The organism is Streptomyces sp. NBC_01351 (genome assembly GCF_036237315.1).
Classification (GTDB): Bacteria; Actinomycetota; Actinomycetes; order Streptomycetales; family Streptomycetaceae; genus Streptomyces.
In genome coordinates this window covers 1,292,828-1,306,337 of sequence record NZ_CP108356.1, presented here as the reverse complement: position 1 = coordinate 1,306,337, position 13,510 = coordinate 1,292,828, and the positions used below count along the sequence as shown (strand labels likewise).

Sequence of the window (13,510 nt, the reverse complement as noted above, 5' to 3'; positions counted from 1 at the left end):
GGTGACGCGGTTGCGGAGCCGCCGCCCCCTCCGCGGCGGCTCCGCAACCCCTGACCGCACCCCCGTGTCGGTCAGCTCTTGGCGGTGCCGTTGACGGCGCCGTTGGCAGTGGTGAGGGCATCGGTGAGCCCGCTCACGGGCATGTCGGCCAGGCCCAGTTGCCGGGCCTTGGCGATCAGCTCGTCCAGCTGCCCCGATCCGGCGGGCATGAGCTTCATCAGCAGGGCGGACACGGTCAGGTTCTGCACGTCGGATGTGGAGACCGAGCCGAGCACCTTGGTCAGGTCCCCGGTGAAGGATCCGGAGCCGTCCAGCCAGGGCTCCGCCAGTGCCTTTGCGGTCTGGGAGTTGTCCATGAATCCGTCCACGGCGCGCCCCATCGACATCGCCCCGACGATCCGGTCGAAGAACACCGACTCGCCGCCGATGATGTTGATGTCGGCGCTCTCCAGCCCTGTCGCGAGCACGGTGGCCTGGGCTTCCGCGACGTGCCGCTGCACGTCGAGGCCGGCGAGCCGGATCTCCTTTTCGGCCTCCAGCCGCAGCCGGTACTCCTCGTGGGTGCGCGATGCTTCGTCGAGGGCGGCCATCGCCGCCGCCTTCTCGGTCAGGCCCTCGGCCTCCGCCTTCAGCTTCTCGCCGATCGCGGTCGCCTCGGCCAGTGCCATCTCGCGGGCGCCGTCGGCCTCCGCCTTCAGCCGCGCCGTCGTGGCCCCGGCCTCGGCCCGGCCGGCCTTCTCGATCGCGTCCGCTTCCTTCTCCCGTACGGCGACCGCGGCCAGGCCCTCGGCGGCGGCCTCCGCTTGGATACCCTCGGCCAGACGGATCTTGGCGCGGGCGTCGAGGTCGGCTGTCTTGTTGCGGGCCTCGGCGAGGGTGAGCTCCTCCGCCGCCCGGTGGACGGCCGCCTGCTCGGCCGCCTCGGCGGCCTTGATGTCCTTGACGAGCCTCTCCTGGGCCTCGGCCTCGGCGGCGATGACCACGGCCTGCCGGGTGCGCTCCGCCTCCTCGACCGTCCGGAGCCGCTTGATGGACTCCTCCTGCTCGGCGACCGTCCGGTCCACCGCGACGCGTTCGCGCACGACCTCGGCGATGTCCCGCTTCTGGATCTCGACCTCCTTGTCGGCGGAGATCCGCGTCAGCTCCGTTTCCCGCTCCCGCGCGATGACCTCCAGCTGCCGGTCCTTCTCGATGCGCTCGTTCTCGATGGCGATGACCCGCTCACGGTTCTTCTGCGCCACGGCCACCTCGCGGGCCTGGTTCTCCCGCTGGATGCCGAGCTGCTCCTCCGTCTTGAGGAAGGCTCCCTGCGCCCGCAGGCGCTCCTCCTCCACCACGCGGGCCGTCTCGGCTTCCTCGCGGGCCCGCACGGTCTCGATCTCCCGGCGCTGCTTGGTCTCGGCGTCGGCCTGTCGGCGCTCCAGCTCCAGGATGGCCTCGCGGGCGTCGACGTTCTGCCGGGTGATCTCCTTCTGCTCGTGCTGGCGGAACTCGTTGGTACGGACGTTCTCGATGGCCGTCAGCTCGGTGATCTTGCGGATGCCCTGGGCGTCCAGGATGTTGCCGGCGTCCAGCTGCGCGAGGGGCGTCTGCTCCAGGTAGTCGATGGCCGCGTCCTCAAGGCTGTAGCCGTTGAGGTCGATGCCGATGATCTCGATGATCCGGGACCGCAGTTCCTCGCGCATGGTGTAGAGGTCGGTGAAGTCCATCTGCTTGCCGACGGTCTTCAACGCCTCGGAGAACTTGGCGCTGAACAGCTCCTGCAGGGTCGCCTTGTCGCTGGCCCGTGCGGTTCCGATGGCCTGGGCGACCTTGATGACGTCCTCGGCAGTCTTGTTGACGCGGACGAAGAAGGAGATCCGGATGTCGGCGCGGATGTTGTCCTGGCAGATCAGACCGTCGCGGCCGGTACGGGAGATCTCGATGGCCTTCACCGAGATGTCCATGACCTCGGCCTTGTGCAATACGGGCAGCACGACCTGCCCGGTGAAGGTCACGTCGACCTTCCGCATCTTCGAGACGATCAGGGCCTTGCCCTGCTCGACCTTGCGGAACAGCCGGGTCACCGCGATCAGCGCGGCGATCGCGACGACGATGACGACGATGACGAGTGTGCCAAGGCCCGTTGATATGGCATCCACGAGAACTCCCCCATGAAAGTGCGTAGCTGAGCGGCGGCGGCCAGGCCGTGAGGCCGAGCTGTCGCCGTATGTCGTTGAGAGGTGCTACCGGAAGGCGCCGTCCGCGAGATCCCCGGCGTGGCGCGCGGCAGCGATGCCGGAGCGGAGGGGCTGCCCACGAGTGACGGACGGCCCGGGACGCCCCACTGCGGCCGTCCCGTGCTGGGCCGGATTCCTCGTTTGCCCGGTCCCGACCGCTTCCGTCAGCTGGCGAAGCAGCGCCGGGACGGCCCGGGTTCATCCGGGAAGAGCGGGGTCGGGGAACCCGAAGCGGCCTCGGTGTACTCGTCCACGCTTCCCCCCCTGCCGTGACCACATGTTTCCGGAGCCCGGCATCAAACGCCTGGGCCATCCCGTTCTTGAGGCATCTTCCGTCAAGCCAGGGCCTGCCCACATTGCTGACCGCTGGCAATCTTTACGCCGTTTTAATGCCGCTGCAGGATGCGGGAGTCTGACATTTGCGTTAGCGTCTAACATTAGTTAGTTGCTAACTTTAGGTGGTGGCGATGCCTTCGACGACCGTCGTCGTGACCGGTGCCGGGCCGACCGGACTCGCTCTGGCCTGCGGACTGCAGGCTGCCGGAGTCGCAGTCCGGGTGCTGGACAAAGCGCCCGGACCGGCGATGACCTCCCGAGCGCTGGGTCTGCAGCCCCGGGGGGCCGAGGTACTCGACCGCCTCGGGGCTCTCGGCGACCTGCCGGAACGATCCGTGCCGATCGCGCACGTCCTCACGTACGTGGACGGCAGTCCATTGGCGCGACTCCCCGTGGGGCAGCCCACGAAGTTGGTGACCAGACCCGGCCTGCTCATGTCCCAGTCCGAAGTCGAGGCGCGGCTCCGCGACCGCTTGGCCGCGCTCGGCGTCGAGGTCGAATGGGGCCGCGAGCTGCTGGACGTTCACCAAGAGGTGGACGAGGTCGTTCTGCGCCTCGGCGACGGCGAGCAGCGGGCCGCTTGGCTCGTGGGATGCGACGGCGCACACAGCCGCGTACGCAAGGCCGCCGGGATCGGCTTCCCGGGCGTTCCTGTCGTCGAACGCTTTCTGCTGGCCGATGTGACGGCCCGTCTGCCGATTCCCAGGGACTCGGTCGCGGTCTGCCTGCGCGGGGACACGATGCTCGGTGTGTTTCCTCTTCCGGGCGAGGACATGTGGCGGCTGATGGCCCCGGCGCCGACCGGATCCGACGCCGGACCGATGACGGTGCTGACCGAGTTGCTCCAGAAAGAAGCAGGCGTTCCGGTGGGCGCTGTGCGCGAGGTCCTGTGGACGTCCACCTTCCGGATCCACCGGCGCCTGGCATCGTCATACCGAGCGGGCAAGATCCTGCTCGCCGGCGACGCCGCGCACATCCACAGTCCGTTCGGCGGCCAGGGCATGAACACCGGGCTGGGGGATGCGGAGAACCTCGCCTGGAAGCTCGCCCTCGTCGCCACCGGACGTTCCGAGGACGGCTTGCTCGACTCCTACGAGGCGGAACGCAGGCCCGTCGCCCGCGAGGTCCTGGCGTCCACGAGCGCCATGACGGGCATGATTCTCGGACAGACCGCTCTGGCGCGGACCCTGCGAGATCACGTGTTCGTACCCCTGCTGAACCGGCCTTCGGTGCAGCGCCGGCTCTGGGAGAAGTCCTCTCAGCTGACCCTCACCTACCGAAGGGGCCCGCTCGGCGCCGGCCACCACGTCCCCGGTTCCGGCCCTCTGCAAGGCGACCGGGTACCCGACCGATCCTGCATCCGCCAGGACGGCACCACCACCCGCCTGTACGCCGAACTGCGGACCGGATGGGCCCTCCTCACACCCGCCGGGGTCAGCGCCGACCACGAGGTGGTCGCCCGTCGGCGCCTTGGTGCGGACCGCGTCACCACCCTCACGGCGGTGGAGGGACGGCAGCGCGTCGTGCTGGTTCGACCTGACGGCCATCTCGCCTGGCACGGAACCTCTCCCGAAGCTCTCGGCAGGGCGCTGGAACGCATACTTGTCAACGGCGGAGGAAGCAGGCACAACGATCGTCCGGAGGCGACAGGCCCATGAGTACGTCCCCCACGTCGCCCGGGCTGCGGGAACGCAAGAAGGCGCAGACCAGGCGGACGATCCAGGAGCACGCGCTGCGGCTGTTCCTGGAGCGGGGGTACCAGAACACCACCGTCGAGGAGATCTCCGCCGCGGCCGGCGTTTCCCACATGACGTTCTTCCGGTACTTCCCCACCAAGGAAGCGGTTGTGGAGTCCGACGACTACGACCCGCTGATCGTCCGACTCATTCAGGAGCGGCCGCCGCAGGAGGACGGCCTCACCGCCCTCCGTAACGCTCTCGGTCAGGGCCTGGAGGCGGTGTACGCCACCGGCAGGGACACGCTGCTCGCCCGTACGCGACTGATCTTCGATACGCCGGCCCTGCGCGCCCGCACCTGGGACACCCAGTACGCAACCCAGCGGTTGTTCGCGGATGCTCTGCGGGCACGGAATCCGGAGGAGAGCGATCTCGCCACTCGTGTCACTGCTGCGGCCGCGCTCGCTGCGGTGACCACGGCGCTCGCCGCCTGGGTCGAAAGTGACGGAGCCCTGGAACTGCCCGCCCTGGTCAGCGAGGCGTTCGGTGCCTTGCGTACCGCCTGACAGACAGCAGCTATCTGCACGAGTGGTGAAGCTGTCGAACCGTGGGCCCTACCTGTGACGACCTCCCCGCTGCAGCGGGGTTCACCCGTACCGCGACCGAGACCAGGGTTGCGGGCTTTCAGTCGGGCTGACCTGCAGGTGGCGTCTCCGGCTGATGGTGACGTCCCGCGGTCTCGAGGGAGGACGGCAGTGCGCCGGTGGCGGCGGCGTCGGCTTCCGCTGCGTCGGCGAGGGCTTCCGCAGCGGCTTCTGCCGCCTTCGCCGCGTCGTTCGCGGCTTGGACGGCCAAGTCGTCCGATGACGTCCGGCGGGTGGCGGCAGACTGGGGGAGGACTTCGCTGAAGGCCCGGGAGACGTCCTGGAGAGCGGATGTGACCTCGCCGGGGATCACCCAGAAGGTGTTTCCCGGGCTCTGCGCGAGTTGCGGGAGCGTCTGGAGGTACTGGTAGGCGAGCAGCTTGGGGTCGGGGTCGTTGCGGTGGACGGCCTGGAAGACCTCGTCGATGGCTCGCGCCTGACCCTCCGCCTTGAGGATGTCGGCTGTCCGGTTGCCTTCCGCGCGGAGTACCGCAGCCTGCTTCTCGCCTTCCGCGGTCAGGATCTGGGACTGGCGCTGCCCCTCGGCCCCGAGAATGACGGCCCGCTTGTCCCGCTCGGCCCGCATCTGCTTCTCCATCGCGTCCTTGATGGACTGTGGCGGGTCGATGGCCTTGATCTCCACCCGGTTGACCCGCAGCCCCCACTTGCCGGTGGCGTCGTCAAGCACGCCGCGCAGCTGGTTGTTGATGGTGTCCCGTGAGGTCAGCGTCTTCTCCAGGTCCATGGATCCCACGACGTTGCGCAGTGTGGTGACGGTCAGCTGTTCCACCGCCTGCAGGAAGTTGGCGATCTCGTAGGCCGCCGCGCGCGGGTCGGTGACCTGGAAATAGAGGACGGTGTCGATCTCGACGACCAGGTTGTCCTCTGTGATGACCGGCTGGGGTTTGAAGGAGACGACTTGCTCGCGCAGGTCGATCACCGGGTAGACGCGGTCGATGTACGGGATGACGACGTTGAGTCCGGGCTTCAGAGTGCGGTGGTAGCGGCCCAGCCGTTCGACGTTGCGGGCGCGGGCCTGGGGGACGATGCGTACCGCACGGATCACAGTGAACACCGCGAGGACCGCGACGAGCAGGCCGACGATGAGGAACGCCGAGATCTCCATGGTTCACTCCCGGGGATAGACGAGCGCGGTGGAGCCTTTGATCTCGATGACGTCGACGGTTGTTCCAGGAGGAATGACTTGCGTCTCGTCGTAGGCGCGGGCCGTCCATTCCTCGCCACCGATGCGGACCCTGCCGCTCAATCCCGTCACCTCGGCAGTCACGTACGCGGCTCCTCCGACCAGGGCCTCCACGCCGAAGCGCTCGCCTTCCCGTGGCATCAGGTGGCGCATGGCGATCGGGCGCAGGAACACCAAGCCGACCGTCGCTACGAGTGTGAAAGCCAGGAGCTGCCATGGGAGGGGCAGTCCGATCGCCGCGAGGACTGCGGTAACCAGCGCGGCGCCGCCGAGCAACCCGAGTGCGGCGGTGAGAGTGAAGATCTCCGCCACACCCAAGAGAGCCGCGGTGATCAACCAGATCAGCCAAGGGTCCATCGACTACGCCTCCCGACGGGGTAAAGGAGAACGCCGCTATTGCCGCTTTTCCAATATTTTACCCGGTTTGTTCGGCTGGAATCGGAGCCAGGGTCCCGCCCGGCGGCCCCCCGGCTCTGTCGCGTAGGCGCAGTCACCGGCGGCGTACACGTCCGGGTGCGAGACCGAGCACACGGTGCGGTCGACGACGATCCGGCCGGTCTCGGCGACCTCCAGGCCGCTGTCCGCCGCGATGGAGTGCACGGCGAACCCGGCCGACCCCACGGTCACGTCGGCCGGGATGGACGCGCCGTCGGCGGGGAACGTCCCTGTCTGCTTGACGGCTTCCATGCCGGAGGGCTCGTGGACGTTGATGCCGAGCCGGTAGACCTGGCGCAGGCAGCGGGTCTTCGACGAGCCTGGTGGCGGTCTCGATGTAGGTCAGCCCCTCGCCGACGACCAGCACGGTGTCGTCCTCGCCCAGGCAGCCAGGCGCTCGCGCAGACGCAGCGCCGAGGACCGGCCGGTCACATCGAAGGCCTACTCGGCCACGCCGGGGACGTCATGGTGGGCTACGGAGCTGCCGAGCGCGGAGAGAAGCGTGTCGTACGCGAGCTCGCCGTCGCCGTCCTCGAGGGTCACGGCGACTGTCCTGCGCTGGGGATCGACGCCGGAAACCCGCGCCAGGCGCAGCCGTACCCTGCGGCCCGCGAAGACGTCGGCCTCGGCGTCGGCGGGGAGAGCCGACGGGCCAGGCTCCCGGCGGCGAAGGCCCCGGTGCATCCGGCGCCGGGTACGACGATGCGGTACTTCGAGACTTTGCCCTTGGCTCGTTCGCGTGCTCTTTGAACGGGACGCTGCCCCGATTTGCTGATGGGAGTCGGGTATGGCGCGGGTCACCGGGCTGAGCCGGGCGGCTGAGCCGAGCTGTAGTGGTTGAGTGGACTGGTTCTTGACCCAGCTGCCGGTGGCGTTGGATTCGACGGTCCAGCCGTAGAAGCGGAGCATGACGACCGCGGGTCGGGGCCCGGGCCCTCCGAGAGCAGGGCCCGGACGCAGGAGGTGGTGACCTCGGCTCAGCGGGCCGCCTGTTTCGGGGTGGGGGCGCCGCAGACTCAGAGGGATGCAGCCTCCATGCGGTCAGGTGCGAAGGTCCCGCAGTTGGTAGCCGATGGCACCAGCGGCCGCGGCGAGCGCGGCGACGGCTGTCATCAGGAAGGCCGCGGACCAGTTGACGGGGTCGTCGGGTACGGCGGCCAGGTGCGCGAACGGGGACAGCTGGCCGACCCATGCCGGCAGTCCGGACCTTTCGGCGATGACTTTCAGCAGGAACCCGCCCGCGGCCGGGAGCGAACCGAGGACGGCGACCGCGCGTGGCGCCCAGCCCAGAGCGAGTACACCGGCGCCCAGGCAGAGGAATGCGACCGGCAGTACATTCCAGGCCCCGGCCAGCGCGGCGAGGAGGCCGAGGTCGGCACCGACGGCCCGTGTCCCGCTCCAGATGGCGAGTCCGGCGACGGTGGTGAGCATGATGACGCCGCCGAGCGCGGCGGCGATCTCTGCGATGAGCATTCTCGCCCGGGTGAGGGGCTGGGCATAGAGGAGAGTCAGGCGCCGACCGGCTTCGTCGGCGGCGAGCGTGGCGAGCCGGACCGCGACGAAGGCCCCTGCTGGGACGGCCAGCAGCGCGAACAGCGTGGCGGCGTATCCCCGTACGGTGCCGAGCCCGGTGAAGCCGGCCTGCGCGGCGAGGTCGGCGAACCGCGGATTGCCGGTAAGGAAGTCCGTCATGGACACGGCCAGCACCCCGATGAGCAGGTAGTACGCGCCGACACCGGCCGACCAGGCGGCCAGAGGCCGCACCAGCCGCCGCACCGCGAACGCCTGGACCGAGCCGAGCAGCCACATACGCGGTGCCCGGCCGGAGGGCGAGCGCAGGTAGCCGTCGCGGATGTCACGCCGCCCGGCCGCGCCTGCGGCCCCGGTGACCAGTGCCAGGCAAGCAGCCACCAGGACCATCAGAGGCCAGATCCGGTTCCCGTCGTACGGGCGGGTCAGCGCCATCAGGCCGAACGGCGACAGCCAGCGCAGCCACCCCAGGGCGGCGACACCGTCCCCGACCATCCGTAGCAGCATGCCGATGCCGAGCACAGCCACCGCCGCGCCGCTGGCCGACGATCGTGTCGCGAACACCTGAGCGGTCATCGCGCCCACCGCGGCGAAGAACACCCCGCACAACGCCAGCCCGGCACTGTGCACCGCGGCGCCGCCCACAGCGGCACCCGCCGCGACCAGGCCGGCGAACACGGCGGAACCTGCGACGAGTGACGCCGCCGCCAGGACGGCGACATGGCGTGCCACCACGGTCGTGACCGGCACCCGCCCGGCCAGCAGCACATCCCACCGGCCGGCATCCTCCTCACCCCGGGTGATCCGCGTCGCGGCAAGCAGCGCCCACACGGCCAGCACGACCGCCAACACCGTCCCCGTGCGCCACACGGCGAACCCGCCGGCATCATCCAGCGCCACCGGTTCGCCGAACAGGGTGCGAATCGCTGGGTTCCCCGCCAGCGCCTCCAGCGCCGCCGCATCCGCAGGGTCCTTTACGGTGCTCGCGTAGGCAGCCACCGCCACCGCCGACATTCCGGCCGCCAGCCCGATCACGACGAGCGCACCTCGCCTGGTCTGACGCAGAGCCAGAGCAGTCACCGCCCGCCCCGCGTCTGTGGCGGGGCGGCTGTGCTTGGTCGGCGATTCGACGGCCGTCACCGCTGCTCCCCGCCGTAATAGCCGAGGAAGATCTCCTCCAGCGAGGGTTCCCGCACCGCGAGGCTGACCACATCCGCCGCCGCAAGTACCTGCAGCGCATCCCCTGGCGGGCCGGTGAGGGTGAACCGCACCGAGGCCGCGCCGGTCACCTCGACGGCCTCCACACCGGGCACTTGGGCCAGATCCGGTGGCGCCGCGTTGAAGCACACCGCCACTTCCGTGCGGTGCAGCCGTCGCAACTCCGTCACGGCGGCGACGTCGACGAGCCGCCCGGCACGCAGGATCGCCACCTTGTCGCAGACGGCCTCGACCTCGGCGAGCTGGTGGGAGCTGAGGAACACCGTCTGGCCGTTGTCCCGGGCCTCGCGGACCGCGCGGCGAAACTCGCGTTCCATCAGCGGATCCAGACCGCTGGTCGGCTCGTCCAGCACGAGCAGAGGTGCGCGGGTGGCGAACGCGGCCACCAGCGCCACCTTCTGCCGGTTGCCCGTCGAATACGCCCGGCCCGGCTTGGACAGGTCGAGGTCGAATCGGTCGACCAGCTCGTCCCGGTAGGACCGGTCGGTGCCGGGGCCCGTGCGCGCGAGCAGTTCAAGGATCTCGGCGCCGGCCAGCTGCGGCCACAGCGCTACGTCGGCCGGCACGTACGCCAGGCGCCGGTGCGTGACCGCGACGTCGGCCGCGTCGGTGCCGAAGATCCATGCCCGGCCGGCGGTGGGCCGGGCCAGCCCCAGCAGCAACCGGATGGTGGTGGACTTGCCGGCCCCGTTGGGGCCGAGGAAGCCGAACACCTCGCCGGCCGGGACAGTCAGATCCAGCCCGTCGAGTGCCAGTACGCGGCCATAGCGCTTGGTCAGGGATTCCGTACGAAAGGCGGGCGAGACCATGCGGGCCTCCAGTGTCGGTACGGCGGGCACGCGGCCCCTAATCGCCGACCAGACTTCCCGGCACACCGCTGACGAAGATACTCGCGCCGTATCACGCCGGACAATCAGCAGGCACAAAGAACTCCGGCTCTCTCGCCCTACGGTGCGGATACGTCGGGCACCCCGCAGTGCGGGGGCGGCCTGTATCGCTACTCGACCGGCTCCACATGGCCGATGCCAGCCTGGTGTGGTCCGCGCGGACTCGTTGCCATACGCGACCGGTGCGGTGAGGGGCCTCAACGACACGCGGTCCCTGCCTCTCCCCATCTGAGAATCCGCGAACCCGTCTGCTTCTGTCGGGCCTGGTCGGAAGAAGCCTGAGCTCTTGCCCTTCAGCGGCCTGCCGCGTCCGTGGCCAGATCGTCGGCGAGCAGGATGGAGGCGGTGATCCGTTTGCCGACGGGTTCGCGGCGGAGCTGGAAGGTCAGGGCGGAGGCCATGATGATCTCGAGTCCGTGCTGTCCCACTCGGGTGGGGTCTGGAGGCAGGATCGTCGGCATATCCGGGTTGCTGTCCCAGACGGTCACATCCACGCAGCCGTCTCGGACCTGGAGGGTCAGCAGGCTGGGGCCGGGTGCGTATTTGCGGGTGTTGGTGACCAGCTCGCTGACGACCAGCTCCACCAGGTCCAGAGCGCGGTCCGATACGCGCAGGCCATGGATGTTCTGCTCGTCGGCCAGGAAGGAACGGGCAAGTAGCCGGGCCTCGGCGATCGGCTCACTGCCCTCGAACCCGGCAGAGAGTGACACCGGGCGGGGGAGGGGCGTGGCGTGCCGCTCGACGGTGGGAGAGCAGAGGGCGGCGGCGGTGCTACCGGCGGCGGGCCGAGGCGGCCATGGCGAGGCCGGTGACGAGGAGGGCCAGGCCGATGATGAGAAAGGGGAATCCGGGGCCGGGCAGGAAGTGCATCGCCACTCCGGTCAGGGTGAGGGGCGCGCCAACGGCGGCCATCACCTTTCCGATCTGTAGTTCCGACATGGCCTGCTCCTTGCTCGGCGCTGCCGTAGATGTGGGGTCAGGAGTGTCACGGCTGGTGAGGAATGCGGTGAGTGCCCCGGCGAGAAGTGCCCAGGCCACGGCCGCCCAACCGAAACGCTGACCGCCGATCAAGATCATGGCCGCGGCGACCGTCGCGCCGGTCGCCATGGCCCGGGCGTCCGTGGCGAATGCCCATTGCCGCCGGGCACTGCCGGGATCTCGGAGCTCGGTGAGTGCTGTCCGGATGACCAGGGCTGCGATGACGATCACCGGCGCCAACAGCGAGGTGTCACCATCGGCCATCAGATGTCGTGTCCGTCCGCGCCGACTGTCTCGGTTCGGGGAGCGGCCGCGGTGATGGTGCGCTCGGGCCGGGGTGGGACACCGGGGAGCGGCGAGCGGGGGGAAGAGGCGTCACGTGGGTCGGCGGGCATCGCGGTTGGCCTTCGGCGTCGGTAAGAAAGGGCGCACTGCCCTAGGGACGCCGACCAGACTTCCCGGCACACCGCGCGCCAGCTCTTGACGCGTTCCTTACACCGTATCCACCCGAGGCCGGGTTGTCTGCCCCGCACCCGGCCCATGAACACTTCGGTGTCAGGTCGTGATCACCCCTGGCGGGAGGCACACCACCAAGCGGCGATGGCCGACAGAACGAGTGCGCCGGCGGCGACGATTCCCGGCCGCTCACCAGGCGTCGTGTAGAGGGCGGCACCGGTGATCGTGAGGATCACTCCCATAGCGGCGAGCGGTGAGACGGGACAGCGCACGCGAGCGCGGAGGTTCGCTCGGCGTTGGCCGGAATGGGGGTGGTGGCTCATGAAGGGGCTCCTGGCAGGAGGGCTTTCTCAGAGGGAAGCTTCCCACGGGCTGTCCGCCGCGTCCGCTGGTTGTGTCCGGTCTCTCGTCAGCCGGGAAGTGGGAGGCCCGCGGGTACCCCTGGCGCTTCGAGCGGCCAAGCGGTGGAGGAGCCGAGGGAGCTGGACACCCACCAGGGCCGCTGCCCCGGGGCCGCCACCGCTTCGTACAGGTGGAGCTGCGAATGCGCAGCGCCTACGATGCTCTGGCGAACGCGCCCGGCAGGCTCCCGACCAGCAGTGTGACCGCGACGGGCCAGGGAAAGATCTCGATCATCGGTCTTCGTACCCATGGGAGGCGGAGTGGGGCGGCCCCGGATGGTGGGCCGCCCCACCCCGAGGTCGGATCGGACAGCGGTCAGCTCCCGCTGGCTCTGCCGCAGTGGCCGGCGGCCCTTTTGCGGCGGGCCTTCTTCTTGCGGGCGCGTTTGGACACGGGTGTGGCGTCCTCCTTCAGCCGGAGTGGCTGACGAGCAGGTCTGCGAGCTTGTTCAGCCGCTTGACGGTCCGTTCCTCGGTGGCGGCGGGTGCTGGCTCCATGCGCCGGCCGCGGTCGTAGTAAGCGCCGTTGACGATCTCGACGGCCGGGTCGCAGAGCCGCGCGACGTGGGCGGCGCCCTCGGCGGCAGAGGTGCCTTCGTGGCCGTAGAGGGGCCGCAGTGCGGTCTCACACACACCCGGATCGACGGAGACCGCGGTGACACGCGGGTCGGCGGCGAAGACCGTGAGTGCCAGCTGGGACTGGGCGTAGGCCGCGAGCCTGGAGTAGCGGCGGGTGCGGTTGGGGTCGTTCCACATGATGGAGGCGGTCCGGTGCATTGAGGAGGAGACGTTCACGACGCGGCCGCCCGGGGCGCTGGTCAGCGCCGGTTCGAGGAGGTTCGTCAGGAGGTAGTGGGCGAGGAAGTTGACCTGGAATGCGAGTTCGTTGCCATCGGGCGTCACGGTGTGGCGCTCGGGGGCGGCGACGGCGGCGTTGTTGACGAGGACGTCGAGGTGCGGGTGACCTGTGATGATCCGGTTGGCCAGCCGCTCGACCTCGTCGAGGTGTGCGAAGTCCGCCGCGCACGGGCGCAGTAGTTCCGCGTCGACGTCGGCGGTGGCGATGAGGTGGTCGGCGGCTGCCCGGGCCTCCTGCGAGGTGCGGCCGTGCAGCAGGACGGTGGCACCGCATTCGGCGAGCCGACGGGCGGTCTCGTAGCCGATGCCGGAGGTGGCGCCGGTGACCAGAATGGTCCGGCCGGACAGGAATGAAGGCATGAGTGGTTCCTGTGGAAGGGCATGGCTGCGGAGGGGACACGAAGTGCCCCGCCGGCCATGCGGTGAGGTGAATATGGGTGGTGTGCGGACGCGAGGGCACCGGCCTTGCATGGTGATCGCGGCGAGCCCGGAAGGGCCTCCCGCACGGGTCAACGGGTGCTAGCGCACTGGAGGGCGCGCAGGGCGCTTCGCGCGCGGCATCGACGTGAGCCGGGCACGGATCAGTCCTGATGGCGGCCGGTCGTCGTGGCGCTGACCGATGTTCACGGTATCCATCCAATGTGCCTGCGACGACGGGTTCAAGTGTC

At 69.6% G+C, this 13,510-nt stretch carries 10 protein-coding genes and 1 pseudogene; 2 read left to right on the top strand and 9 right to left on the bottom strand.

Features of this window, described 5'->3' with window-relative positions:
* Window positions 1-71: 71 nt before the first annotated feature.
* Window positions 72-2,132: a flotillin family protein gene (locus OG625_RS06100; protein ID WP_443067867.1), complete on the bottom strand. Its 2,061-nt coding sequence runs from the start codon at window positions 2,130-2,132 to the stop codon at window positions 72-74.
* 554 nt (window positions 2,133-2,686) lie between these two features.
* Here OG625_RS06100 and OG625_RS06095 point away from each other — a divergent pair.
* Together OG625_RS06095 and OG625_RS06090 are read left to right on the top strand one after the other, a co-directional pair.
* Entirely contained in the window at window positions 2,687-4,213 is a 1,527-nt protein-coding gene (locus tag OG625_RS06095; protein WP_329377067.1) for an FAD-dependent monooxygenase, read from the top strand.
* Window positions 4,210-4,797, top strand: coding sequence for a TetR family transcriptional regulator (locus OG625_RS06090; protein WP_329377065.1), 588 nt, complete (start codon window positions 4,210-4,212; stop codon window positions 4,795-4,797). Before OG625_RS06095 ends, OG625_RS06090 begins: the two co-directional genes overlap by 4 nt.
* A gap of 118 nt (window positions 4,798-4,915) precedes the next feature.
* Here the strand turns inward: OG625_RS06090 and OG625_RS06085 are convergent, their stop codons facing one another.
* From OG625_RS06085 to OG625_RS06050, 8 genes and pseudogenes are all read right to left on the bottom strand, one after another.
* Window positions 4,916-6,001 carry an SPFH domain-containing protein gene (locus tag OG625_RS06085; protein ID WP_329377063.1) on the bottom strand — a complete coding sequence of 362 codons (1,086 nt, stop codon included), beginning with the start codon at window positions 5,999-6,001 and terminating at the stop codon, window positions 4,916-4,918.
* Window positions 6,002-6,004: 3 nt separating this feature from the next.
* The gene (locus OG625_RS06080; RefSeq protein ID WP_266607197.1) at window positions 6,005-6,436 is read right to left on the bottom strand and encodes an NfeD family protein; all 432 of its coding nucleotides are present in this window, start codon (window positions 6,434-6,436) and stop codon (window positions 6,005-6,007) included.
* Window positions 6,437-6,538: 102 nt separating this feature from the next.
* Window positions 6,539-7,218: pseudogene (locus OG625_RS06075) on the bottom strand (FAD-dependent oxidoreductase); the annotation flags it as partial.
* Window positions 7,219-7,555: 337 nt separating this feature from the next.
* Window positions 7,556-9,184: an ABC transporter permease gene (locus OG625_RS06070; RefSeq protein WP_329377061.1), complete on the bottom strand. Its 1,629-nt coding sequence runs from the start codon at window positions 9,182-9,184 to the stop codon at window positions 7,556-7,558.
* The gene (locus OG625_RS06065) at window positions 9,181-10,101 is read right to left on the bottom strand and encodes an ABC transporter ATP-binding protein (protein ID WP_329377059.1); all 921 of its coding nucleotides are present in this window, start codon (window positions 10,099-10,101) and stop codon (window positions 9,181-9,183) included. The genes OG625_RS06070 and OG625_RS06065 overlap by 4 nt, the downstream gene beginning before the upstream one ends.
* A 341-nt stretch (window positions 10,102-10,442) precedes the next feature.
* Window positions 10,443-10,859: an ATP-binding protein gene (locus OG625_RS06060; RefSeq protein ID WP_329377056.1), complete on the bottom strand. Its 417-nt coding sequence runs from the start codon at window positions 10,857-10,859 to the stop codon at window positions 10,443-10,445.
* Window positions 10,860-10,920: 61 nt separating this feature from the next.
* A complete protein-coding gene (locus OG625_RS06055) occupies window positions 10,921-11,391 on the bottom strand; it encodes a PGPGW domain-containing protein (protein WP_329377054.1) in 471 nt (156 codons plus the stop codon).
* 1,004 nt (window positions 11,392-12,395) lie between these two features.
* Window positions 12,396-13,202, bottom strand: a complete 807-nt coding sequence (locus OG625_RS06050; protein WP_329377052.1) for an SDR family NAD(P)-dependent oxidoreductase — start codon at window positions 13,200-13,202, stop codon at window positions 12,396-12,398.
* Window positions 13,203-13,510: the final 308 nt, after the last annotated feature.

Excerpts from the sequence above, each read along its gene's own strand:
- OG625_RS06050 (WP_329377052.1), bottom strand. The coding sequence starts at position 13,202 with ATGCCTTCATTCCTGTCCGGCCGGACCATTCTGGTCACCGGCGCCACC.
- OG625_RS06095 (WP_329377067.1), top strand. The coding sequence starts at position 2,687 with ATGCCTTCGACGACCGTCGTCGTGACCGGTGCCGGGCCGACCGGACTC.
- OG625_RS06085 (WP_329377063.1), bottom strand. The coding sequence starts at position 6,001 with ATGGAGATCTCGGCGTTCCTCATCGTCGGCCTGCTCGTCGCGGTCCTC.
- OG625_RS06090 (WP_329377065.1), top strand. The coding sequence starts at position 4,210 with ATGAGTACGTCCCCCACGTCGCCCGGGCTGCGGGAACGCAAGAAGGCG.
- OG625_RS06080 (WP_266607197.1), bottom strand. The coding sequence starts at position 6,436 with ATGGACCCTTGGCTGATCTGGTTGATCACCGCGGCTCTCTTGGGTGTG.
- OG625_RS06055 (WP_329377054.1), bottom strand. The coding sequence starts at position 11,391 with ATGGCCGATGGTGACACCTCGCTGTTGGCGCCGGTGATCGTCATCGCA.